General features: G+C 36.6%; 24 protein-coding genes. 5 read left to right on the plus strand and 19 right to left on the minus strand.

Going from position 1 to position 22925, the window contains the following annotated elements; translation table 11 throughout:
• Positions 1–18: 18 nt before the first annotated feature.
• From IGL56_RS10455 to IGL56_RS10465, 3 genes are read right to left on the minus strand one after another with little or no spacing between them, the layout of a single operon-like run.
• The gene (locus IGL56_RS10455) at positions 19–864 is read right to left on the minus strand and encodes a M55 family metallopeptidase (RefSeq protein ID WP_065813735.1); all 846 of its coding nucleotides are present in this window, start codon (positions 862–864) and stop codon (positions 19–21) included.
• Positions 861–1964 (minus strand): M42 family metallopeptidase, encoded by a 1104-nt coding sequence (locus tag IGL56_RS10460; RefSeq protein ID WP_002356417.1) that lies wholly within the window; start codon positions 1962–1964, stop codon positions 861–863. Before IGL56_RS10460 ends, IGL56_RS10455 begins: the two co-directional genes overlap by 4 nt.
• Positions 1965–1977: 13 nt before the next feature.
• Complete coding sequence (locus IGL56_RS10465) at positions 1978–3606, minus strand: peptide ABC transporter substrate-binding protein (RefSeq protein WP_065813736.1); 1629 nt, start codon at positions 3604–3606, stop codon at positions 1978–1980.
• A gap of 77 nt (positions 3607–3683) precedes the next feature.
• Here IGL56_RS10465 and IGL56_RS10470 point away from each other — a divergent pair, with 77 nt between their 5' ends.
• Entirely contained in the window at positions 3684–4406 is a 723-nt protein-coding gene (locus IGL56_RS10470) for a MurR/RpiR family transcriptional regulator (RefSeq protein WP_002356415.1), read from the plus strand.
• Between the two features lie 92 nt (positions 4407–4498).
• On the opposite strand, the gene IGL56_RS10475 is transcribed toward IGL56_RS10470, so the two are convergent.
• The 4 genes from IGL56_RS10475 to rpmG all read right to left on the minus strand — a co-directional run bounded on the left by IGL56_RS10475 (position 4499) and on the right by rpmG (position 6510).
• Complete coding sequence (locus tag IGL56_RS10475) at positions 4499–5386, minus strand: alpha/beta hydrolase (RefSeq protein ID WP_002356414.1); 888 nt, start codon at positions 5384–5386, stop codon at positions 4499–4501.
• 110 nt (positions 5387–5496) lie between these two features.
• Positions 5497–6042, minus strand: a complete 546-nt coding sequence (nusG, locus tag IGL56_RS10480) for a transcription termination/antitermination protein NusG (protein ID WP_002384070.1) — start codon at positions 6040–6042, stop codon at positions 5497–5499.
• A gap of 124 nt (positions 6043–6166) precedes the next feature.
• A complete protein-coding gene (gene secE / locus IGL56_RS10485; protein WP_002356409.1) occupies positions 6167–6337 on the minus strand; it encodes a preprotein translocase subunit SecE in 171 nt (56 codons plus the stop codon).
• 20 nt (positions 6338–6357) lie between these two features.
• Complete coding sequence (gene rpmG, locus IGL56_RS10490; protein ID WP_002356408.1) at positions 6358–6510, minus strand: 50S ribosomal protein L33; 153 nt, start codon at positions 6508–6510, stop codon at positions 6358–6360.
• Positions 6511–6795: 285 nt separating this feature from the next.
• On the opposite strand from rpmG, the gene cbpA reads away from it, so the two are divergent.
• Positions 6796–7434, plus strand: a complete 639-nt coding sequence (gene cbpA, locus IGL56_RS10495) for a cyclic di-AMP binding protein CbpA (RefSeq protein ID WP_002365057.1) — start codon at positions 6796–6798, stop codon at positions 7432–7434.
• Positions 7435–7581: 147 nt separating this feature from the next.
• On the opposite strand, the gene IGL56_RS10500 is transcribed toward cbpA, so the two are convergent.
• The 3 genes from IGL56_RS10500 to IGL56_RS10510 all read right to left on the minus strand — a co-directional run bounded on the left by IGL56_RS10500 (position 7582) and on the right by IGL56_RS10510 (position 11132).
• Complete coding sequence (locus tag IGL56_RS10500; protein WP_002365058.1) at positions 7582–9180, minus strand: glycosyltransferase family 39 protein; 1599 nt, start codon at positions 9178–9180, stop codon at positions 7582–7584.
• A gap of 63 nt (positions 9181–9243) precedes the next feature.
• Positions 9244–10131 carry a UDP-N-acetylmuramate dehydrogenase gene (murB, locus tag IGL56_RS10505; RefSeq protein WP_002387193.1) on the minus strand — a complete coding sequence of 296 codons (888 nt, stop codon included), beginning with the start codon at positions 10129–10131 and terminating at the stop codon, positions 9244–9246.
• 86 nt (positions 10132–10217) lie between these two features.
• Positions 10218–11132 (minus strand): Gfo/Idh/MocA family protein, encoded by a 915-nt coding sequence (locus IGL56_RS10510; protein WP_002356402.1) that lies wholly within the window; start codon positions 11130–11132, stop codon positions 10218–10220.
• 206 nt (positions 11133–11338) lie between these two features.
• Between IGL56_RS10510 and IGL56_RS10515 the strand changes: the two genes are divergently transcribed.
• The 3 genes from IGL56_RS10515 to IGL56_RS10525 all read left to right on the plus strand — a co-directional run bounded on the left by IGL56_RS10515 (position 11339) and on the right by IGL56_RS10525 (position 13373).
• Positions 11339–12094: an exodeoxyribonuclease III gene (locus tag IGL56_RS10515; RefSeq protein WP_002365059.1), complete on the plus strand. Its 756-nt coding sequence runs from the start codon at positions 11339–11341 to the stop codon at positions 12092–12094.
• A gap of 34 nt (positions 12095–12128) precedes the next feature.
• Complete coding sequence (locus IGL56_RS10520; RefSeq protein ID WP_002356400.1) at positions 12129–12662, plus strand: 3'-5' exonuclease; 534 nt, start codon at positions 12129–12131, stop codon at positions 12660–12662.
• Positions 12663–12782: 120 nt separating this feature from the next.
• On the plus strand, positions 12783–13373 hold the full coding sequence (locus IGL56_RS10525; protein ID WP_002356399.1) for a hypothetical protein: 591 nt from the start codon (positions 12783–12785) through the stop codon (positions 13371–13373).
• Positions 13374–13472: 99 nt separating this feature from the next.
• On the opposite strand, the gene IGL56_RS10530 is transcribed toward IGL56_RS10525, so the two are convergent.
• The 9 genes from IGL56_RS10530 to dltC form a co-directional block, all read right to left on the minus strand.
• Complete coding sequence (locus tag IGL56_RS10530) at positions 13473–15155, minus strand: FAD-dependent oxidoreductase (RefSeq protein ID WP_010717704.1); 1683 nt, start codon at positions 15153–15155, stop codon at positions 13473–13475.
• 96 nt (positions 15156–15251) lie between these two features.
• A complete protein-coding gene (gene ahpC, locus IGL56_RS10535; protein ID WP_002356396.1) occupies positions 15252–15815 on the minus strand; it encodes an alkyl hydroperoxide reductase subunit C in 564 nt (187 codons plus the stop codon).
• 240 nt (positions 15816–16055) lie between these two features.
• Positions 16056–16745: an O-methyltransferase gene (locus IGL56_RS10540; protein WP_002381418.1), complete on the minus strand. Its 690-nt coding sequence runs from the start codon at positions 16743–16745 to the stop codon at positions 16056–16058.
• Between the two features lie 615 nt (positions 16746–17360).
• Positions 17361–18365: a lipoate--protein ligase gene (locus IGL56_RS10545; RefSeq protein WP_002356394.1), complete on the minus strand. Its 1005-nt coding sequence runs from the start codon at positions 18363–18365 to the stop codon at positions 17361–17363.
• 32 nt (positions 18366–18397) lie between these two features.
• The gene (locus tag IGL56_RS10550; RefSeq protein ID WP_429861308.1) at positions 18398–19138 is read right to left on the minus strand and encodes an MBL fold metallo-hydrolase; all 741 of its coding nucleotides are present in this window, start codon (positions 19136–19138) and stop codon (positions 18398–18400) included.
• 145 nt (positions 19139–19283) lie between these two features.
• On the minus strand, positions 19284–20075 hold the full coding sequence (locus IGL56_RS10555; RefSeq protein WP_002372324.1) for a DUF975 family protein: 792 nt from the start codon (positions 20073–20075) through the stop codon (positions 19284–19286).
• Between the two features lie 20 nt (positions 20076–20095).
• The gene (locus IGL56_RS10560; protein WP_002372326.1) at positions 20096–21178 is read right to left on the minus strand and encodes a M42 family metallopeptidase; all 1083 of its coding nucleotides are present in this window, start codon (positions 21176–21178) and stop codon (positions 20096–20098) included.
• 212 nt (positions 21179–21390) lie between these two features.
• On the minus strand, positions 21391–22665 hold the full coding sequence (dltD, locus tag IGL56_RS10565; protein ID WP_002356390.1) for a D-alanyl-lipoteichoic acid biosynthesis protein DltD: 1275 nt from the start codon (positions 22663–22665) through the stop codon (positions 21391–21393).
• Positions 22665–22901: a D-alanine--poly(phosphoribitol) ligase subunit DltC gene (gene dltC / locus IGL56_RS10570; protein WP_002356389.1), complete on the minus strand. Its 237-nt coding sequence runs from the start codon at positions 22899–22901 to the stop codon at positions 22665–22667. Before dltC ends, dltD begins: the two co-directional genes overlap by 1 nt.
• Between the last annotated feature and the right edge of the window lie 24 nt (positions 22902–22925).

A 22925-nucleotide genomic window follows, 5' to 3' on the forward strand; every position in this document is an offset into this window, starting at 1 on the left:
TTCCGTAAGCTTCTTACTTTAATAACTTGTTCCGCCTAAACCAACCACAGCGACAATTCCATTCATGACATCTTTCATCGTTTCACCTACAAATGAAACAGTTCTACCATCAATGCGTTTAATCATTGGTAACATTTCAATACGATCTGCTTGTGCTGTCGTCACACATTGCAATTTTACAGTTGCAGGTGTTTGCAAGGCATATCGGGGTAATTCAGACAACGCAAAGGAAGTTAACACCTGACTTGTAGTTGCTACTATAGCTTCCCGAACTTGTTGCATGGGTCTATTTTTGATTGCATAACGTCCCAGAGATTCTTTGGTGGAAACAAAGGGAACTTCGGGCATCATTTTTTCTTGAAAAAGTTGTTCCTCTAAGCCTGATTCACCGATAATTAAACCAACAGGGACACCTAATTCGCTAGCGTAAGCTGCATTAATTGTCGTTTCATTCATCGCTAAGTCGTTTATTTTTAAATCATAAGCAACACTAGCGCTATACCCATGATCCATATTCCCTTTTTGTTTACCAATACCGGCATGATAACCTAAGAAAAAGACCACATCATAGCTACTATCCAAGCCACTCATCATATAATCCATGCGAGGAAAGCCGCTCACTAAGGAAATTCGTTCATCCATTTCTGTCAAGCGCGCATAAGCTAAATTCAATCCACGGCTATGCGAATCGGCAATAGTAATTTCTGTAATTTGTTCATTTTTGGCACTCTTTTGAATCCCTTCAATTAACCAAGCCACATGTTGGTGATATAATTCTCGGAATAAAACGGTGTCTTCTTTTTCCATATCAAATGTCGCAATACCTGCTAATCCTTCAATATCGCATGATACATAAATCTTCATTTGTTCCACTCCTTTGACAATGGCTGAACCAGTGCTTGAATTTTGTCAGCATCTAAATTTTTGATTAATTGAATGACTAATTCTTTCGCCGCTTGGTAATCTTGAAAATCTACATAGCAATGGGGTGTGTGAGCGTAACGGACAGGAATTCCTACAACAATCGTCGGGGCTCCTTGAACTTGTGTAATCGCCATGCCATTGGTTCCACCACCACTTCGAACAGAAACTTGAACAGGAATTTTGTGTATTTTAGCAATCTCTAGTGCATACTCTTGAAATTCCGGATTCGTAATCATAGAAACATCAAAATAACGTAACATCGGTCCTTTTCCCATTGCTGATTGAATCATCTCTGGCGTTTCTGCCGTATCATCAGCCGGGCAGCCTTCGAAAACAATAGCTAAATCAGGATTGACTTGTTTTGCGGCAATAAGTGCTCCTCTTTCGCCAACTTCTTCTTGTGCAGTTACTGTCGCAACTAACTTGAATGGAAGTGTCTCTTCTTTCAACTCCTCCATGACGTCCACTAAGCAAGCACAGCCAATGCGACAATCAAAAGCTTTTCCTAAAAAAAGATCTGTCTGTTCGTTGTAACAACACGTCACATCTGGAATGACCGGTGCACCAAGATCGATTTTGTACGTTTCAATTACTTCTTCTTTTGAGGTAGCACCAATGTCGATCGTCAAATCAGCAATGGTTAATGGCCGCTGACGTTCCTCTGGTGTCATAAAATGAGGGGGCCGACTAGTAACTACGCCTGGCAGATAGGTGCCTTCCCGGTTACGAATCCGAACTTTTTGTGCAGAAATCGTATTAGGGACCCAGCCACCTAACGGAAGAAAACGCAACAAGCCGTTTTCTTTAATTGCTTGAATCATAAAACCCACTTCGTCACTATGGGCATCAAAAAGCACAACTGGACCTTCACTTAGATTATTTTTCTTCTCAAGATATAAATTTTTAATGGCATCTAGCCGTTGAATAGTAAAATCCGCAGTTGCGTGTTGAAGGATTCTAACGACTTCTGTTTCAAAGCCTGAAACACCATTAGCATTTGAAAGTTCCTGAATTAATTGAACAGCTTGACTTTTTTTCATTTTTTCCCAACCTTTACTTGTCACTGATAGAGACTGATTTGTAATAGCCTGAACCTAATGGACCATAGACTAAATTTTGGACAGAATCGGCCACTAAGCGTGCTTCTGTTAATTGATAAAGAGGAACTAGGGGTGCTTCTTCCGCAACCAATTGATCCGCTTTTTGTAATGTTTTCCAACGTTCTTCATATTTATTTGCATAAGTTACGTTTGCTTCTTGAAGCAACTGATCGAAGGTCTTATTAGACCATTTACCAAAATTATTGGAATTTTTTGATTGCAGTAAGTTTAAGAAATCGATTGGATCAGCATATACTGGCGTCCAGCCACCAACCACAATGTCGAAATCTCCGCTGCGACTTTTTTCTAAACGATTATTAAAAGGAACTGGTGAAACATTGACTGTTAAATTTTCTAAATTATCTGCTAAAGCTCCTTGAACATACTCACTGATTTTTTTAGCATTTTCTGTATCCGAACTTAAAATCGTTAGCTCCGCTTTTTCAATTCCTAATTCTTTTTTAGCCGTTTGCCATAACTCTTTCGCTTTTTCTGGTTCACTAGGATTTAAATCTCCTAATTCCTCTGCAAAATCTTTTTGCGTTTCTTGATTAGTGAAACCTGTTGGCACGAAGCCAAGTGCTTTTTTTGAGCCATCATTTAAAACATTTTTAGCTAAACGTTCAGAATTCAATGATAATGCTATCGCTCGACGTGCATTCTTATTTGCCAAAAGATCTTTTTGCGTATTTAATTGTATATAATACGTTCCAGGAATTTCACGAATTTTCAAAGCTGCATTGCCTTGTTCTTGTGTAACAATTTCTCCAGAAATTTTTACAACATCTAATTCTTTCCCTTCGAAAAGATTTTTCCCAGTATTGACTTCTTTAACTACTTGGACATCCACCTTATCTAGCGAAACATTCGCTTGATCCCAATAATTTTTATTCTTCACATAGGACCAAGTATTATTCGTGCCATCCCAACCTTCTAATGTGAAGGCGCCATTGTAAAGTATTGACTCAGCTGATGTACCATAGTTTTTGCCCGTTTTTTCGACAAATGCTTCATTTAAAGGATAAAAAGCTGGTACCGCCAATAATTGTTGAAAATAACTCATAGGATAGCTTAGCTCTACTTCCAAGGTATGGTCATCAATGGCTGTTACTCCTAACTCTTCTTTAGATTTGCCACCGTCAACAATAGCACGATAATTTTTTAGCCCTTCAAAGTAATACGCTTGCGGGGAAGCTGTTTTTGGGTCCACTGTGCGCTTCCAAGAGTATTCAAAATCATTGGCTGTGATTGGCTCGCCGTTACTCCATTTTGCATCTTTTCGAATCGTAAAAGTATAGCTTAAACCATCATTGGAGGGCTGTACTTTTTCAGTTGCCAATGCTGGTTTCGCTTCTCCTTTTTCGTCAAAGGAGAAAAGTCCCTCCCCTACTTGACTCATTACATCTGCTGCGGTATTATCCATTGCCAACGACACGTCTGCCGTTGATAATTCCGAATCAATCCCGACCCGTAATACCTGTTGTTCTTGCTTTTTGGTTTCTTTCCCAACACTTCCACAGCCCGAGAGAAGTAGAACCATGATTGCTGCCAAAGACAGCCTTTGCTTTGTTGCCATTTTCATAAAAACACCTCATTTTTTTATTTTTTGATACCTTTTTCCCATAAAATTATTTATAATCTGATAAAGGAGGTTTGCTCATGAACTTAGATTACTTAAAAGAAACATATCATTTAACGAAAACAGAAAGTCAGATTTTGTATTATTTGGATCAACAAAGTACGAACGCGGCCGATTTGAGTATTCGAGAAGTTGCCAAACACTGCTTTTCTTCGCCTAGTTCCATCATTCGTTTAGCCAAAAAATTAAATTTATCAGGTTATAATGAACTTATTTACAAATTAAAAGAAGCCCATTTTTCTCAGCCAATCCCTTTTGAAACAGCGCCTTCATTTGAAACAACCAACGAGTTTTGTCAACTACTTGCCAAACACAAAAGTCATTTATTTGTTATTTTAGGTCATGACTTTTCACGACATTTGGCGGCTTACATTAGTGAAGTTTTCAATTTTCATGGCATCCCCAGTATCACAACAGCCCATACTCATTCGATAAATAGTCAAAATAATCAGAATTTTCTTTTTATCATCCTTTCACATTCTGGTGAAGAAAAATACTTAAAAGAAACAGCTCTGCTTGCGAAAGAGAAAAAACATCCTATCATTTCTTTTGTTGGCGCCAAAAATTCAACTCTTGGTCGACTGGCAGATCTCGTTTTTTCAACTGACTCTTACAGCCCGTTTTCAACAAGTGTCGCTCAGCCACAAATGTTTTTTGGCCAAACATTAATCACCTTTGAAGCCTTGATTTGTGCTTATTTAAATCATGAGGACTCCATTCCAATATCTCCTAAAAATAAATAATTTTATTTATTATAGCTGAAAAAAGCTATTTCGCTAGCCAAAGTATAGAAAAAGGCACATGTTCCATTTTTTATGGAACATGTGCCTTTTTGCTATTTTTTACTCGGCCATAGAAATTCGATTAGCAATTGATCTACTTCAGGATTTTCATGTAATTGGCTATGTTGTGCATTTTCTCCTTTAATAATCTGGCTAGTGACTTGAGTTCCTCGCTGTCTTAGCAAGGCGTTGACTGCTAAGGCACTAGATAACGGTACCGTTCCATCACTTAAATCTGTTGGACTTAATTGACCACCAATTAATAAAATGGGCAGTTTTTCTGGAACAACATTAATCATCTCTTGATAATCCAAATAGCGGCTACTTTTTTCTGTGGGGCCGTTCTCTAGTTCCGTTTCGATGGTTTGCTGTTGACTCGTATCAATAAAATCATTGAAAGGTGCTCCAATGCTGACGAATTTTTCAATTTTAGGTAACGATGCGTCTTGCCCATAGGTTCCTAAATAACGTAAGCCACTAACACCGCCCATAGAGTGCCCGACAATATTGGCTTTGTTCACTTGATAATTTTTTTGTAAATAGAGTAATGTGTTTTTTATCCATTCTGTTTGATTCCATTCATTGTTTTTATTATCTTCAAATAGAACTTGAACACTGGGATTCGTCGCTTTGCCACTTAAAGCTCCTCGCTCTTTAACCACGGTCCCATCAGGTTTAACGAGTAGCACTAATTCTTGAGTTGTGGCACCTTGTTTCTCCAAGCGATGCAGTAACGAGCCAAACGAATTTTTAGTTCCTGCGTAACCATGAAAAAAAAGCGTTGGTGTTGTTGTGCGGTTTAACTCAACAGTTGCTTCTTTTGTGGCGGCTTGATTGTCATTCTTCGTGGTTGCCCCAATTTGGCAAGCACTTAATAATAGAACAAGACCCATTAGCAAAGAAAAATAACGATATTTTTGGGCATGTTTCATTTTTTTCATTCCTTTCTGCGATGAACTAAAAAAGGGCTTGGAAAAGAAGTCAGTTGACTGCTTTTCCAGACCCTACAATCTGTATCAATCAGCTGAACAATAGTTTGTCAGCTTGTTTATTAATCAATGTTATCGACTTGTTCAAAGTCTAATTCTGTACTTGTTTCACGACCAAACATATCGATGTTTACTTTTAATTTTTGTTTTTCTTCATCGATTTCTGTCACAACACCTTCAAGACCAGAAAAGGCACCTTCGATAATTTTCACTGTATCGCCTAGCGCTACTTCTAAGTCTGATTGACGGGTGCTCATGCCAATTGAACGTAAAATGTGGTTAATTTCTTCTTGTAATAAAGGAGCGGGTTTACTACCGGCACCATGTGAGCCTACAAAACCAGTTACGCCTGGCGTGTTACGAACAATATACCAAGAATCATCGGTCATAATCATTTCCACTAACACATAACCAGGGAAAGTTTTATGAACGATTTCTTTTTCTTTACCATTTTTGACTTCTTTTTCTGTTTCTTCTGGTACAACGACACGAAAAATATAATCGCCCATCCCCATGCTTTGTGCACGTGATTCAATGTTTGCTTTTACTTTATTTTCATAGCCTGAATAGGTGTGCAATACGTACCAATTTCTTTCAAAAGTTTCCATTACTGATTCGGCTCCTTTAAATGTTTTAGTTTATTTTTTTCGAGCAAATAAAAAAAGCTCAGTTTCCCGAAGCTTTTTCTCGAATACTATTATAGCACCCCTCGTCGAGAAATACTAGAATTAATTATTTTAAAATCCAGCCAAATGCCGTTTGGATAACAGTATCCATGATAAAGAACAATGCTGCAAATAAAATAGATGTTTCAATTACAACTAATGTATCTTTACGCAATTGTTTTTTTGTTGGCCAAGTTACTTGCTTCATCTCATCAGCAACGCTGCGGAAAAATTTCATGTTGATACCCTCCTCTAAATCTATTTCGTTTCTTTATGTAACGTGTATTGATTACAATATTTACAGAATTTATTGATTTCTAAGCGTTCGCCACGTTTACCTTCACTAACGGATTTAGAATAGTTGCGAGAGCCACAAACGGAACAAGCAAGAGCTGCTTTCTTTGTTGCCATGTTCTTCGACCTCCTCTATTCACAAATTTACTTCTTAACAGTACCATTATTCGAAAAAGTTGTCAAAGTTTAATTTACTTTTTAAAGAAGCGCCGTGCCGATTCTTACGTAATTTTTTACCATTATCGCGAATACGTGCTTGATTTCTTTTATAAAATATCTGATTTTTCTTTATTTTCTATTTATTTTAACAAAATTGCTTTTATTCTGAGGTCTCAGCTATTGTTTTCTGCTAAGTTATGATATGATAAATTTATTAAAAATGAACCCTTAGGAGGCCTGTTTATGTTATTAAAATCTGTAGTTATTAAAAAAGATAATTTAACAACAGTCAATGAATCTTGTACTCTAGAAGAAGCTCTTTCTATTTTAGAAGACTCAGGTTACCGTTGTGTCCCAATTTTAGACGAATCTGGAAAAATTTTCCGAGGAAATATTTATAAAATGCATATTTACCGCCACAAAGCAAACGGTGGCGATATGAGTTTACCTGTTACCTATTTGTTAAAAAATGCCACAAAATTTATTTATGTCAACACTTCATTTTTCAAGGTATTTTTTACTATTAAAGAACTACCTTACATTGCTGTTTTAGATGAAAATAATTATTTTTACGGCATTTTAACACACAGCACCTTATTAAATATTTTAGCGCAATCTTGGAATGTAAAACAAGGGAGCTACGTTTTAACAATTGCTTCAGTTGGTCAACAAGGCGACTTAGCAGCCATTTCAAAAATCATTGCCAAATATAGCAGCATCGCCAGCTGTATTACATTGGATGTCGATAGTGAAGAATTTGTTCGTCGCACACTTATTACTTTACCTGCCGGCACAACTGCCGAAACGTGTACAGCCATTGTAGAGCATTTAGAGCGGAAAAACTTTAAAGTTGTAGAATTGGAAAATTTAGAAGACGAGTAAAATTTACGAATTACCGAACGAAAACTATTAGTAATATAAGTAAAAAACAACAATATAGTTCCTTTTATGGGAACTGTATCGTTGTTTTTTATTTTCTACTAAAATATCTCTATAATTTAGAGAACTGATGAATCTAAAATTGATTTTTTACAACTCATCAGTCCTTATTGGCAAAGAGCCTCTATAGTCCGTTGATGTAAATGATTTTTTTATTCCGTTTATAGAAACAATGTCATTAATTCGTGCCAAACCATTTGCCGATAAAAGATAGAAGAATGGTAAATACTGAATTAAATATCTAGATCGTCCACCTTCAAATAAAAGCAAATATAGAAATGCTCCTATAATCGTTAATTTTATTATTAATAGTGTACCTCCTTGAATGTCCTTAACAAAAAAAGATAACAACATTCCTAGTAAAACTACAATCCACAGTATTTGCATGACAAACCGAAGATTATTTGTACGTTTTCCTTGTTGATAGTAGGTATCTCTAAGCTTCGTTTGAAATTCACTTTTCGAAGGTTTTGTAGGATTTTGTGGTGTACCATCTCGTCCCCAACCAAAATCGCCACGATCAGTATTATTAAAATGTTTTACTAGAAGAAATTTAGTGTAACCTACCATCCCATAATCTTCCAACCGTTTCTTTATAGTTTCAGTTGTATATTTCTTTTTCTTTTCTAATGTAGGAAGGCTATTCACTTTTCTTGTATCTTTCTCACTATATCCTCCAGATCCAGTCAAACCCATCATTACAAAGTGCGTCCACGGTTTTTGCATCTCAGCATCATAATTAACGATTGTTTGCTGCTTCTGAAAAATTGAAAAACATCCCACAGTTATTATAAAGAAAAACATCGCTACAAAAAATGATAAAACATTTTTTTTATAAAGCTTTCCGGTAGTGAGTAATTTAATTCCCATAATAATAGTCCATGCTATTAAGAATACAATAGAGGAGGGCTTTAAAAGATAACAAATACCTAGAAGAATACCTATAAATATTAAATTCCATACGCCACTATTTTTTATCTCGATTTGTTTAGCATATAAAAGTAGCACAGCTGATATAACAGGAATCATTATTACATCAGTATATGGTACTAAAATCCATGGTGAAAACATCAATGAAAAAGAAGCCAAGTAGAAAGTTAAATATGCAACTTTTTTATTAAACAAATACTTAGCTGCTTTAAATAAGATAACAAATCCTATATCCATAAAAATTATATTCCACAACTGCCAGACAAACCAAGACGATCCCCAAGTATGATTAAACAGATTCATCACCTTAGAAATTCCATACATCAAAAAAAAGAAAAAAGAATTATTAGGATTTATTGATAGGTAATTACTGATAACTTCTTTATTTTCAGGCAAAGCACTTACACCATTAAAAATAGCTGATACATCCCAACCAATAGGAGCGGAAATATTAGTTAAGATAAACACTTGTAAACAAAAGCCAAAAATAAAATAAATGCCTGTAATTAATCCTATATTTTCCAAAAATATTTTTTTTACACCAAACAGATATTTATCAATCCACTTTTTAGCATGTTTACTAAAAAGAAGTACTACTATCGCAAGTATTGCTATTAACAGTATCAAAAAAAAATGGTTTGTAAGAGTACTGATTTTTAAGTTATCTGAGCGGAAAGCACCTATTAATGTTATCGAAATAAAAAATAAAAAAAGCCCATTTATGGCTGAAGGTAGCCATTTTTTATAAATAAAATTCATTATAATCTCCCTATGATCATAATACAAGTATACTTAATTTTCATTCGAAAAATTAAAGAGTCTTTAGACTTCTTCACCAATAATTCGAACTTCCGTTTGTAATTCAACATCAAATTTTTCTTTAATCACTTCTTGGATATGTGCAATTAATTCCACATAATCTGTTGCGGTTGCATGATCGATGTTAACAATAAATCCCGCATGCTTTTCGGAAATTTGAGCACCGCCCCATTTTAAGCCTTGTAAGCCAGCGTCTTGGATTAATTTTCCTGTAAAATGACCAACAGGGCGTTTAAAGACACTGCCACAAGAGGGATACTCTAGCGGTTGCTTCAGTTCACGAAGTTCCGTTAATTCATCCATTTGGGCTTTAATTTCTGCATGGTTTCCTTTTTCTAAAGCAAACGTTGCTTGCAAGACAATACAATGTAATTCTTGAATTTCACTATGACGATAACGGAAATTCAGGTCTTCTTTCGTCATTGTTTGGATAGTTCCATCTGCCAACAGCACTTCTGCAGATTGGAAAACATCTTTAATTTCCCCGCCGTATGCTCCAGCATTCATATAAACAGCACCACCGACACTTCCCGGAATGCCACAAGCAAATTCAAAACCAGTTAAATCAGCTGCTAAGGCTTCGTAGGTTGTATCAATCAGCTTGGCACCAGCATCCACAATCATGGTGGTACCGGCTACTTTGATTTCTTTCATTTCTGTTAGCATAATCACGACATCGCGAATACCGCCATCACGAACAATCAAGTTGCTAGCATTGCCTAATACTAACCATGAAAGTCCTTGTTCTCGGCAATACGCCACAATCTCTTCGACTTCTTTTTTTGTTTTGGGTAAGGCCAACACATCAGCTGGGCCGCCTGTTTTGGTAAAGGTTACGTTTTTTAATGGTTCATCTACTAATAAAGTAATTTCGTTTAATGTTTCTAACATAGCTTTAGTGTTCACGAAAGTTAGTCCTTTCTTTTCAAAATATCTGTCTTATTCTAGCATGATAGAAAGAAAGTTGCTAGTCCTCTTTAAAGAACATGCCGTTGTTGTTGGCGTAGCATTTCTTCACATAACGCATGACTTTCATAGACTTTTTCTTGCTTTAACTCTTGCTCTTGCGGTTTTTGAATGGCCTGAATGAAAGCAGTAACCATTTGGTAAAAACCTCTTTTTTCCAATGTTGGCGTCCAATCTCCCATCTCTTTTACTTGGTATTCTTCTTCTGTTTGGATGGTCAAATGCGTTAAATTTTCCAAGCGATAAGTACCTGTGGGGCTGGTGACTTCAAAAGTTTCTGTATTGGCTCCAGAGTGTAAATCCATGGAACAAACAATCGTTGTCTGTTCGGTTTCTAATTGTAAAATTGCTCGTTTTAAATGACCGTTTTCTTCCACTAATTTTGACTGCACCACGTGGAGCGGTCCTTCCGCTAAATAAACTGCGGTATCAACGACATGTAAAAATAAATCATACATCATAAAACTTGTTTCTCTCGTTGTATTGATGCGGTTCTTTTTAATAAAAATTGTTTGTTTTTCAGGAATATTTTTCAATACTTCCGTATAAGGGGCAAAACGACGATTGAAGCCAACCATCAGGCGCAGATTTTTTGCTGCCGCCAATGCTTGTAATTCTTTGACTTCAGCAAGGTCTTCACTTAAAGGTTTGTCCACAAAGACGTGAATACCAGCCTGTAATAATTGGCGAACGACTGCACCATGCACTTTTGTGGCTACATGGACAAAACAAGCATCAATCTTTACTTCAATCAATTCTTCTATGGTCCCAACGGTTTCTGTAAAGCCATACTGATCAGCGATTTTTTGTCGTGTTTCTGGGTTTCTAGTTGCTAATACAAACTCTGCCAAGTGGCGGCATTCACTATAAGTTGGCAAATACGCTTTTTGTGCAATATTTCCTAAACCAATGACTCCAATTTTCATTCGTTTGTCCTCATTTCTGCTCTTTTTACTATTTTATCATAGACTACTTCTTTCCAAAAATCAGTCATTTTCTCTTTTTCTTTTCAAGTATTTAAAACTTCTTTAAAAAGTATTAGAATAGAAGAAAGCACCAAGCGACCTTTTCTTTGGTTCTGGTTTGCACTGAAACGAGCAAAAGCGTTTCTTATTTGAAAGGAGTTTCAACAATGAAATGTATTTCTTGGAATGTCAACGGCTTACGAGCGGTTGTTAAAAAGAATTTTATGGATGTTTTTAATGAATTGGATGCAGATTTTTTCTGTTTACAAGAAACAAAATTACAAGCTGGACAAATTGATTTAGAACTTCCTGGCTATCATCAGTATTGGAATTACGCCGAAAAAAAAGGCTATTCTGGCACAGCAATTTTCGCTAAAGAAGAAGCGTTAAGTGTTCGCTATGGCTTAGGTATCGAGGCTCACGATCAAGAAGGCCGCGTGATCACTTTAGAATATCCAGAATTTTTCATGGTCACTTGCTACACACCAAACTCACAAGCTGAACTAAAGCGTTTAGCTTATCGAATGACATGGGAAGATGCGTTTCGTGCCTATTTAAACGAATTAAATCAAGAAAAACCCGTCATTCTTTGCGGTGACTTAAACGTAGCTCATCAAAATATTGATTTAAAAAATTGGAAAACCAATCAAAAAAATGCGGGGTTCACGCCTGAAGAACGGCAAAAATTTACTGAGTTATTAGACAGTGGCTTCACTGATACATTCCGTTATTTTTATCCAGAAGCTGAAGGCATCTACTCATGGTGGAGTTATCGCTTTAACGCACGAAAAAATAACGCAGGATGGCGGATTGACTATTTCGTTGTGTCAGAATCCTTGAATGAACGTTTAGTCAGTGCTAAAATCCATACAGATATTCTTGGTAGTGATCATTGTCCAGTGGAAGTTGTACTTGATTTTTAAGTGTTACTCAACGCGTTGAAAGGAGTTTTTTTTAATGAACTTTTACGCTTTTGACTTTGAAACAGCTAGTTATGATAAACATAGTGCCTGTTCCATTGCAATTGTTAAAGTAGAAAATAGTCGGATTGTGGATGAATTTTACACGTTAATCAAACCAGAAACACCTTTTTTCTGGCGAAATACGCAAATTCACGGCATTCATGAATCAGATGTTGTCAATGCGCCCAAATTCCCTGAAGTATGGCAACAAATTCAGCATTGTTTTCAACCAAATCGGTTAGTGGTCGCTCACAATGCAAGTTTCGATTGCAGTGTTTTGGCTGGCTGTTTAGATTACTATGGCTTAGAACAACCTAATTACCTTTCTTTATGTACAGTCAAAACGAGTCGCAAACTGTTTCCTGAATTTCCTAATCATAAATTAAATACCGTTTGTGAAAACCTCAATATCACTTTAAATAATCATCATGATGCTTTAGAAGATAGCCGAGCTTGTGCCGAAATTCTTTTACAGCAAGAACAACGATTTGGGGTTGAACCTTTAAAAAAATTAGTATTGGTGAAATAATCCAGTTCTTGTTTCCAGCGAGGGCGTTATCTCTTTCATTGGCTAGTTGGCAGGAGATAACGTCTTTTCTTTTACATAACTTTTCCGCTAAAACAAAAATTTTTCAGAAAGGACGCGATGATGTATTCGATTCTTTACTTATTCATAGACTCTCTCAAAAATGCGTGGCGCTCAAAAAACCAATTTAGTACGTTGATTCTTATCTTTATTATTAGTTTTCTGACTTTTTCTGCTCTATTATTGACTTTGTTGTTTTCTCGATGGCTTTCACAAATGATTCTTCTTGATAATTATGCAGTGATTCCTCCCTTGACAATTTTCAGAGGTTTGGCTGGAATCAGCGCTGGAACACTCTTTTTCTTCCTGATTAGTTATATTTGCCGAACTTTCTTCCTAACTTTTTTAGAGCAAAAAAACGACTTACTGATCTTAGCTCTTTTAGGTACGACAAAATTACAAATTTTAATTAGCTATGCCTTACAACCCATCTATTATTTGATTTTTATTTTGCCTTTAGCTGCTTTTCTAGCCAATAAGCTCATTCAACAGTTTATCCATGATTTTTTCAGTGAGGTACCTGGTTTAATGCATATCGATAGCTACATGCAAGGTATCTTTTTACCACTAACAGGAAGCCTATTGTTCATTTGCTGTTGTGTCTTTTTAATTCTTTTTAGGAAACTCAATCGCTTAATCAAAAAAGGTACTTGACTAACTATGCGAAAAAAGTGAGAAATACATCATCTCGACGTATTTCTCACTTTTTTGAATGACTTAGGTCTTTAGGCTAATTACTTTTTTCCGCCTCTTTTAAGCCAAAGCTTCAATAATTTCTGTCATTGTTTTTGAACCAAAAATCATTTGTTCGCCATCAATCAGCATTGCTGGAACGCTCATAATTTTCTTTTCTTTTTTCAACTCTGGAAATAGACTAATGTCCACCATTTCTGCTTCAACATGAGGATTAATTGATGCAATCCGTTGGCAAGCGGCCACGACATCGGGACAGAAATGACATGTTAGTGAAACAAAGATTTCTATTTTTCTTTTTGGCAATGCAAGTATGTTCTTTTGCAGACTTGCTTCTAACGGCTGCCCCTCGCTGCCGACATTATAAACCGCCAAAACCAACGAGTTTACTTCATGGCCACTAGGAATACCACTAAATTTAATTCCTGTATAGTTTCCTGCCGCATCTAAGAGCACAACGCTAGGCATTTTTTCAATCCCATACAGCAATTCTTTGGCTGGCTCAGTATCTTTCAAAATCGTTTCTAAAGTAATCTTCTGATCCAGACTTGCAAATTCTGTTAAGAATGACTGAAGTTCCAATGATTTTTCATCACTTGCATCCAAAAACTGAAGCAATGTCACTTTTTTGGTTAGTTTAGCGAAAATACCGCTTAATTGTTGGCGCATACTTTCTGGGAACCACTGATGCTTACCAGTAACTTTCGCTGGCTGTTTTTCTTTTGGTTGCTGACTGCTTGTTTCAGGGGCAGATTGATTAGCTAATCGTTCAGTCATTCGCTTCGTTACAATCGATTGGCCCGCCTGTGTTTTTTGTTCTGTCACGTAACGTTGCGCATGAGTGGCGGCAATTGCACCGTCTGCAACCGCCGTCACAATTTGACGTAATTCTTTTATTCGTAAATCTCCTGCTGCATAAACTCCGGGAATATTGGTTTCCATATTCTCAGTTGTTGGCACATACCCACGGTCTAAGGCAATTTTCCCTTCAAAAATTTCTGTACTTGGTTTATTTCCAGCAAAAACAAACAGACCAAATGTACTGTCTTTTGGTGCTTCATAAACCGTTTCTTCTCCCGTCTGGTTATTGACAAACACAGCTTTCCGGACAAAATCATCGCCCATAATTTCTTTCACTTCTGTGTTATAAACAATCTTAACTTTCGGGTGATTTTTAGCCGCCTCCGCAGTTAATTTTGCACATGTAAAATCAGGTTCTCGGATAATCATCGTTACTGATTTACCGTAACGTGTCAAATAAACGGCCTCTTCCGCTGCTGCATAACCGCCACCAATCACAAAAATATCTAGGCCTTGGAAAAACTCCCCATCACAAGTAGAACAATAGGCCACGCCGCGTCCTGTAAATTCACTTTCACCAGGGAAACCAATTTTACGAGCAGAAGCTCCTGTCGCAATCAATACTGCATATGCTTGGTAGGTTTGACTCGCCGATTGAACAGTTTTTATCGTTTGACTAAAATCAACATCAATAATCTCGTCGTTTGTAAAAGCTACACCGAAGTCTTGTGCTTGACTGCGCATTTCTTCCATTAGTTCTGGACCTGTTGTGTGACGAATCGCTGGATAGTTCACAATTTCAGAAGTCGTCGTTACTTGTCCGCCAATTTTGTCTTTTTCAATAATTAAGGTATCCATCATTGCGCGACCTGCATAGATACCTGCAGATAAAGCAGCTGAGCCGCCACCAATAATAATCAAATCGTAGATTTCTTCTGTCACTTGCTTCTCCTCTTTCTTCTGTGTTTCAGAAAAAGAGCTGAACAAAACATTTTCTCTGTTTTATCCAACTCTTTGACCTCTATTTACAAAGCGAATTTAAATTTTACCAACTAAATCTAAGCTTGGCGCAATCGTTTCTTCTCCTGGTTGCCAATTGGCTGGACAAACTTTATCACCATGTTCTGCTACAAATTGAGAAGCTTCTAATTTACGAACAAGTTCTTCAGCATTACGACCAATACCCATGTCGTTGATTTCATAAGATTTGATCTCACCTTCTGGACTCACAATAAATGAAGCACGGTAAGCCATTCCAGAAGCTTCATCTAAAACGCCAAAGAAACGAGCAAGTTGACCGTTGGGATCGGCTAACATTGGATATTTAATTTTTCCAATCGTTTCTGTAGCGTCAGCCCATGCTTTATGCACATAATGACTATCTTCTGAAACAGAGTAAACCTCACAATTTAATTCCTGTAAATGCGCATAATGCTCTTGCATATCCCCTAATTCCGTAGGACACACGAAAGAAAAATCAGCTGGATAAAAGAAGAAAATACTCCATTTTCCTAAAATATCTTCTGTTGATACTCGTGTAAATTCACCATCGTGATAGGCATCACATTCAAAGTCAAAAAGTTTTTGATTAATTAAATTCATTGTCGTTCCTCCTCTGTTTTTTTACTCTTTAAGGATAACAGTTTATAATTATTCCGTCAATAGAATAATTATAAACAAACAAGGTTTTATTAACGAATAATACTGTCCTATTGAGAATTTTATGATTATCATTCTCAATTAGAAATAGCGAGATAACTTTTTAAATAACATAAAAAAGAAAGCGAATCATTAAAAGAACTTGCTTTTTAATGATTCGCTTTCTTTTTGCGAAGACATTCTTTAACTATCTAAAATAATCGTTTCTTTCTCTTTGGTAATTAAAATAACTCCATCACCGAGAGGAACTAAAGTAGAAGTTAAATCAGGGTGCGCCATGACTACATCTAAAAATTGGTTTAATTTACGATGAATCGCTCGATTTTTTTTCGGTACTTCCTCAGCAGGGTCTAAAATTGTCCCAGCTTGAAATACATCATCCACCATCAAAACGCCGCCAACTGGTAGCAACCGTAAACATTCAGGTAAAAATTCAATGTATTTTGATTTGGCACTATCCATAAAAATAAAGTCATAAGGTCCTTCCAACGTTGGTAGAATCTCAGCTGCTTGTCCTTCTAAAAGAGTGACCTTTTCTTCTAAGTCTAGGCGTTGGTAGGTTTTCTTCGCTTTTTTTATCATTACGTCAAAACGATCAATCGTGGTCACGTGACCATCTTCACCGACAAATTGGGCCATCAAGCTTGAAGAAAAACCAATTGCTGCCCCGATTTCTAAAATATTTTTGGGCTTTAGTTGTCCTAGCAAAAATTGTAGAAAAACTACTGTTTCGTGTGGAATAATCGGCACTCCTGCTTCATTGGCTTCCGCCTCCACTGCACCTAATTCTCCGGGAAGTTTCTTTTGTTTTGTACGCATATACTCAACCAATTCTGGTTTAACGACTGGTCGATGCATCATTTCGTTTCTCATCACTTTCGCTCCTTTTCGTCCCTTTATTATACGAAGTCCTTGTTCCTCTGTAAAGGATTGAAATAGGATTCTTATTATTTGTTTGAAAATAACATGCACATTCTTAACTTCCTAGCTAAGTGCGGATTACTTCTTGTAAGCACATTTTTTCTTTGTTTCTGCTATTTTTTATTAAGTTTTATTCAGAAAACGTCAAAAAGTAGCCCTCAAGAACATACCTATTGATTTTTTCTCGTTATTTCTTATAAAAATATTTCTACATATGTTAATATTTTCCCTTAAATCACTATTAATTCTTGCTATTTCAAGCCCCTAAACAAGCCTATAACCTTGCCAAAATAAGAAACGTCAAATTTTACTACTTTGTCTGTAAAAATTTGATATCACAAAAGAAAGGAAATCTTGTATACTCTTTACAGATAGTGATTTATAGTGAAGCACATAACCAAATTCCCGGACTTGACTTGGTTCAAGTACATATGCAGGCGAGCTATTTGATAGTTCCCTGATAAAAATCGTTTCGACGATTTTGCACATAGCACTACCTTTCTAAAAGCTAAAAATTATTTTTTAGCTAGAAAAAAGACAACCGTTTGAAACGGCTGTCTTTTTTTTTTAATAAATTAACCCAAGCAAATCTTCTTTTTCGATATTGCCAAAGTATTTTTTAACGTCAATTTGATCAATGGCTTCTTCTAAAGAAGCTTTATCATATTTCACGCCGGTTAAAATATCTTCAACATCTTTAATTTCACCAAGCCCAAAGAAGTCCCCAAAGATTTTAATTTCTTGAATGGCACCATCCGCCACGTTCATTTTCATTTCAATTGAACCAATTGGGAAACGATGACGACGTTCTAAGTTAAATGCAGGTGATTTTCCATAATTCCAATCCCAATTGCGATAGTATTGCTCTGAAATTTTGTTAATAGCCGCCCAGTCTTGATCAGTTAATTCATACGTTTTAACTTGGTCGATCGAATCTACGCCGAAAATTTTCAAAAGAATTTCTTGGCGGAATTCTTCCGTTGTCATCTCTTGTTTATCTTCAGATAAAAATGGTTTAATGTTTGTTACCCGTGAACGAACAGACTTGATACCTTTAGATTCGATTTTATCTTTCCGTACTTTCAATGTATTTACAACTTCATCAATATCACTATCAAACATTAAGGTTCCATGTGCAAACATGCGGCCGTTGGTAGCGTACATCGCATTTCCTGAAAACTTCATATCATTAATCACTAGGTCATTGCGCCCTTTTAATTCGGCACCTTCAACGCCTAAGTCGTGCAATGCTTGAATAATTGGTTGGGTAACTTTCGCAAAATCACGGAAAGAGTTGCCGTCATCTGGCATAATAAAACTAAAATTCAAATTACCATGATCATGATAAACGGCGCCGCCGCCACTTAAGCGACGAACAACATGAATGCCGTGCTCATCTACATATTCTTTGTTAATTTCTTCAATTGTATTTTGGTTACGGCCAATAATGATTGACGGCTCGTTAATGTAAAATAAAAGAATGGGCTCATCTAAAGGCATTTCTGTTAACAAATATGTTTCAATTGCTAAGTTCACTCGTGGGTCATTATTTTCATTCGGTACAAAAATCACAATCGGTTCTCTCCCTTGGTATAGTTACTTTTTTAAATCTCAACTGTTAAATCTGGTTGGGCTAATGTCACTGGAATTTCCGTTCCAGCATAGTTTTGCGCTTCTTCCCGTAGTTGTTCCAATGACCCATGTTGTGGTAAATGGGTCAACATCAATTGTTTGACTTGTGCTGCTTTGGCAATTTCACCCGCTTCTCTTGACGTAAAATGTGCATGATGTCGTTCATTACCTTCAAATAAGTACGTATCCGCTAAGAATAAATCAGCGTCTTTTGCAAAGTATTCAAAACTTGCTAAGTAACCAGAGTCTCCTGTAAAGACAAAGACTTTGCCAGTCGCTTTTTCAACAATCCGCATCGCGTAACAAGTGACAGGATGAATCGTTTCCATGAAAGTAATTAAAAATGGTCCTACTGCCAACTCTTCTGCTTCAAAATACTCTTTCCCTTCGGAAACGTTAGGAAGCGTTAGTTCTTTGAAATGCATTTGATCTTGTGTATGGCCATATATTGGCAAAATAGGTGTCGGTTCCAGCGTTGGATAAAGCTGACGATAATATTGTAAAACACCTAAATCTGCGATATGGTCATGATGGTAATGCGACAGAATGACAGCATCTAATTTCAATGGATCTAGATAGTTTTCTAAACGCACTAATGTCGTACTGCCTGCATCAATAAGCAAATGAAAGCCTTCAGATTCTAACAAATAGGAACTCGTTCCTTCTCCTTTGTATGGATAAGCACCTAAACAGCCTAAGACAGTCAATTTCATGTGTGGACAACCTCCTTCAATACGATACTTCCATGTTACCATAAAATAACGGAAAAACGAGGTTAAAACGCTTAAATTTTCACAAAAAGACCAAAGAAAAAACCTGAACCCTTTGTCGAGATAACGAAGGATTCAAGCTTCTTTTTTATTCTTCGGCTAAGCCTTTTTCTTCTAAGGCAGTTTGATAAAAACTAGCTAACGCTACATAGTTATAAGGAATCACCCATAATAAACCGATACCAATAGCTAAAAAGCCCACAATATACCAACCAATAAAAGAAAATTGTAAACATAAATATTGCCAAAAACGATTTTTCATTAAATATAACGCCTGTTTCAACGCCATCATAATTGGCAGTTCTGGATTATCAAAACGTAGCCACACAGCAAATTGAAAAACGCCACTCACAAATAAGCCAATTAAAAAGATCAAGATAGAGGCAACGCCAAACGCTAGGAAAAAGGAAAAATCATTTAAGAAAAAGGTCTGAATTTCCTCTGGTGTAACTGTATTAAACATCAATTTGAAATACAAGGTTGTCCCTGCTCCAAATAAAATTGGTAACAAAAATAACAAACCAATTACACGTTCAAGTACTTTTTGAAGTAGGTTGACCACAAATAGCGGACCATAATATTTTCCTTGAAAAACACTCATTAAAATATTGACCCGCACCTTTTCACCACGTAACACCTTCAAGGCTGCGTAATATAGCGCATAACTTAACGCGAATAAAACAAAAATTTGCAGTAATACTGCGGCAAAACTACTTTGAAAAACTTGATTTTCACCAGAAAATAAATTTTGCACAATCGATGTTAAGAAGCTCTGTAAAACCACTCCTAAGAAAGTTAACCAAGCCATGATCCCCCATTGCCCATCAAGAGCTCTGCGAGCATTGGCACGATGTTGCGAATTTGTTACTAAACTTTTCATTCATTCCATCCTTTCTGAAACTAATAACTAGTCAATTTAGCGACTGTTTCTTTATCTAGACGTTTCACCACTTCTGTGACTAATTTGACTGTGTTGAAATAATCATCTTCATGAATAACTGAGGTATGTGAATGCAGATATCTAACAGGCACCGTGATGGCTAATGATGGAATCCCGTTGCGCGTTAAATGCATGCGGCCAGCATCCGTACCTCCCCCTGTAATCACTGTATATTGGAAGGGAATGTTATTTTCTTCCGCCACTTGAATAACAAAATCACGTAATTTTTTATGCGGAATCATTGATGCATCATAAATCAAAATTTGTGGCCCTTCACCTAAAATAGAGTCGGCTTCTTTAGGTGTCATTCCTGGTGTGTCACCAGCTGTTCCTGTGTCTAAAGCAAACGCTATGTCTGGATTCACAAGATGCGTACTTGTTTGCGCACCGCGTAGCCCGACTTCTTCTTGCACATCACTGCCTGCAAATAAAATATTGGGGTGCCCTTCTGTCGCTAAATTTTCTAAAACTTTTAATGAAACGGCCGTACCAATTCGGTTATCCCACGCTTTTGCCAATAAAAATTTTGTATCATTCATGCGACGATAGTCAATATATGGTGTCACCATATCCCCTGGATGAATCCCCCATTCTGCAACTTGTTGATCGCTACTTGCACCAATATCAATAAACATATCTGCAATCTCATAGGGTTTGTTACGAACTTCCGCTGTTAACACATGCGGTGGTTTAGACCCAATGACACCATGGTAAACCTTACCAGTCGTGGTTTTAATCTGAACTTGTTGGGCCAACATCACTTGCCCCCACCAACCACCAACAGTTTGAAATTTTAAAAAGCCTTTTTCTGTGATTTGGGTAACCATGAAACCGACTTCATCCATATGCCCAGAAATGTAGACTTTTGGTCCTTCTTTATCACCAACATTTTTTGCAATAATACTGCCAAGGCCATCATATAAAAATTTATCCGCATACGGTGCTGCATACTTTTTAAATAACGAACGTACTTCGTCTTCATTCCCAGCAATCCCTTTAGCACTTGTTAAATCAATTAACATTTTTTCTTCTTTTGCATCCATAAAAATAACTCCCCTCAAAAACCAATTTTATCCATTATACCACGAACTAAAAAAATACTTACAAAAAATAAATTGAGCAACGTTCTCCACTAAAAATAAACGAAAAAACAGCCTGCACGCTCGTTATTCAACGGCAGGTACAGGCTATTTTCATTGTTACGAAGCGCTTCTAGTCCGCTTCAGATAATTGGTACTTGATCCATCTTGCCTTCTTAAAATTGAGGTAAGACCAATGGATTTTGTTGTTGCCAATCTGTCTGATAAAAACGATCATCAATTTGATACGCTAACTTTTTAGACGCAGGTTGTTTCATAAATTCATCTACTTGACGATCAACAGCGAGCCAACCACGCCAACCTAAATGAATCGTGTCCGCCATAAAGTAGCGTTCATTACTACATGTTGAGAAGTCAGCAATGTTAGTAAAGCCTTGCTCTTGAAGTTGATATTTCAGCTTGCGTGCTACTTGTTGCAACATATCTTGTGACAAGCCCGTATAGTCCGACCAACGTTTGTTAACAGGTGGGATTACAAATAAAACATCGACATTTTTTTCTGCTAACTGTTCTAACGCAGCTTGGAAATCACCATATTCTGGAGAAAAACGATAATCCCATTTCTTTTGTGAATGAGCTAATTTCGGTAAAACTGGTTTAATCCGTTGGCGATAAAAACCGTTACTAATTTCAAATTTATTATTATTAATGGCTTTTGCCGCAATTTTTCCAGCTAGCTGATCTAATTCATTAAAATTATAAGTAGCAGGTAATTGTTTCATATCTTTTTCAACAATTGGTTCTCTGCTAACCATGCCAATTTGGCTAAACAATTCATCTTCACGATTCAAGAAACGGAGATTCATTATAAAATAATCTCGTTGAGAGCGTTGGGGAAGTTGCCCTGCCTGCAGATTTGCCAAAGTTTCCATTAAGACTTTGTCTTTTTGAACAACTGGAAATTTGGTCAAACGTTGTGCTAGATATTGGTCACCGCTGGTTAATTCGGTTAAATTAGCTAACCATTGATAGGTTTGTAATTGTGAATAGTGTGCACCAAAACTATCATTAGGTACACCCTTTTTGACAAACCATTGCGGAGATAAAATAAAGACCGCTTTCTTATTGGCAATCGCATCGCCCATCGAATGAATGACCATTGCTTGGGTTAATGACTGTGTGCCCGCTTCTCCTAGTAAAAACGGTCGGTAGTTCCGTTGATACTTTTCAGAGAGCACACTAGGGTGGAAAGCACTAAATCGACTTAATTCAGAAGAGCCAAAAAAAGGAACATATTTACCAGAAGCCACTGCTTTGTTTTTAATCACATTGCCTTTTAAAACGTTCGGTGCCATTGACGTTGATGCTTCCTTCAACGTTTTTTCGGAAGTTAAATTGATTCTGAACGGTGCAAAAAAGAACACTGCAACCAAGACCGCTGAACAAAGCACTGGACCTAAGATTCTGATTAGTCGTTTTTTTCTAGACATTATTGTAAAGCTTCCACTTGTTGAATGATTTGTTTTGGTGTTCCCCATACTTCACGGTCAAAGTCTGATACAGGAACTTGGATTCCTAATTGTCCTTCAATTTCTACTAATAATTGAACCGTCGCTAAAGAGTCCAATAATCCTTCTTCAAATAATTGAATGTCTTGATTGTTCACAACTTCGTCTGTTCCTGTAATATCTTCTAAAATGTTTAATACTGTTTCTTGAATGTTCATTATAAATTGCCCCTTTATATTTTT

It is taken from the genome of Enterococcus sp. DIV1316a, assembly GCF_050536915.1.
GTDB classification, from domain to species: Bacteria; Bacillota; Bacilli; order Lactobacillales; family Enterococcaceae; genus Enterococcus; species Enterococcus faecalis.

What these genes read in the sequence shown, in the direction of transcription:
- rpmG (WP_002356408.1), bottom strand. Translation starts at nt 6,510, where the DNA reads ATGGCAACAAAGAAAGCAGCTCTTGCTTGTTCCGTTTGTGGCTCTCGC.
- secE (WP_002356409.1), bottom strand. Translation starts at nt 6,337, where the DNA reads ATGAAATTTTTCCGCAGCGTTGCTGATGAGATGAAGCAAGTAACTTGG.
- IGL56_RS10540 (WP_002381418.1), bottom strand. Translation starts at nt 16,745, where the DNA reads ATGAGAAACGAAATGATGCATCGACCAGTCGTTAAACCAGAATTGGTT.
- IGL56_RS10470 (WP_002356415.1), top strand. Translation starts at nt 3,684, where the DNA reads ATGAACTTAGATTACTTAAAAGAAACATATCATTTAACGAAAACAGAA.
- IGL56_RS10515 (WP_002365059.1), top strand. Translation starts at nt 11,339, where the DNA reads ATGAAATGTATTTCTTGGAATGTCAACGGCTTACGAGCGGTTGTTAAA.
- ahpC (WP_002356396.1), bottom strand. Translation starts at nt 15,815, where the DNA reads ATGAATTTAATTAATCAAAAACTTTTTGACTTTGAATGTGATGCCTAT.
- IGL56_RS10550 (WP_429861308.1), bottom strand. Translation starts at nt 19,138, where the DNA reads ATGAAATTGACTGTCTTAGGCTGTTTAGGTGCTTATCCATACAAAGGA.
- IGL56_RS10560 (WP_002372326.1), bottom strand. Translation starts at nt 21,178, where the DNA reads ATGGATGCAAAAGAAGAAAAAATGTTAATTGATTTAACAAGTGCTAAA.
- IGL56_RS10475 (WP_002356414.1), bottom strand. Translation starts at nt 5,386, where the DNA reads ATGAAAAAAATGAAACATGCCCAAAAATATCGTTATTTTTCTTTGCTA.
- cbpA (WP_002365057.1), top strand. Translation starts at nt 6,796, where the DNA reads ATGTTATTAAAATCTGTAGTTATTAAAAAAGATAATTTAACAACAGTC.
- IGL56_RS10555 (WP_002372324.1), bottom strand. Translation starts at nt 20,075, where the DNA reads ATGAAAAGTTTAGTAACAAATTCGCAACATCGTGCCAATGCTCGCAGA.
- IGL56_RS10510 (WP_002356402.1), bottom strand. Translation starts at nt 11,132, where the DNA reads ATGAAAATTGGAGTCATTGGTTTAGGAAATATTGCACAAAAAGCGTAT.
- IGL56_RS10465 (WP_065813736.1), bottom strand. Translation starts at nt 3,606, where the DNA reads ATGAAAATGGCAACAAAGCAAAGGCTGTCTTTGGCAGCAATCATGGTT.
- IGL56_RS10460 (WP_002356417.1), bottom strand. Translation starts at nt 1,964, where the DNA reads ATGAAAAAAAGTCAAGCTGTTCAATTAATTCAGGAACTTTCAAATGCT.
- IGL56_RS10500 (WP_002365058.1), bottom strand. Translation starts at nt 9,180, where the DNA reads ATGAATTTTATTTATAAAAAATGGCTACCTTCAGCCATAAATGGGCTT.
- dltD (WP_002356390.1), bottom strand. Translation starts at nt 22,665, where the DNA reads ATGTCTAGAAAAAAACGACTAATCAGAATCTTAGGTCCAGTGCTTTGT.
- IGL56_RS10520 (WP_002356400.1), top strand. Translation starts at nt 12,129, where the DNA reads ATGAACTTTTACGCTTTTGACTTTGAAACAGCTAGTTATGATAAACAT.
- IGL56_RS10525 (WP_002356399.1), top strand. Translation starts at nt 12,783, where the DNA reads ATGTATTCGATTCTTTACTTATTCATAGACTCTCTCAAAAATGCGTGG.
- dltC (WP_002356389.1), bottom strand. Translation starts at nt 22,901, where the DNA reads ATGAACATTCAAGAAACAGTATTAAACATTTTAGAAGATATTACAGGA.
- IGL56_RS10455 (WP_065813735.1), bottom strand. Translation starts at nt 864, where the DNA reads ATGAAGATTTATGTATCATGCGATATTGAAGGATTAGCAGGTATTGCG.
- nusG (WP_002384070.1), bottom strand. Translation starts at nt 6,042, where the DNA reads ATGGAAACTTTTGAAAGAAATTGGTACGTATTGCACACCTATTCAGGC.
- murB (WP_002387193.1), bottom strand. Translation starts at nt 10,131, where the DNA reads ATGTTAGAAACATTAAACGAAATTACTTTATTAGTAGATGAACCATTA.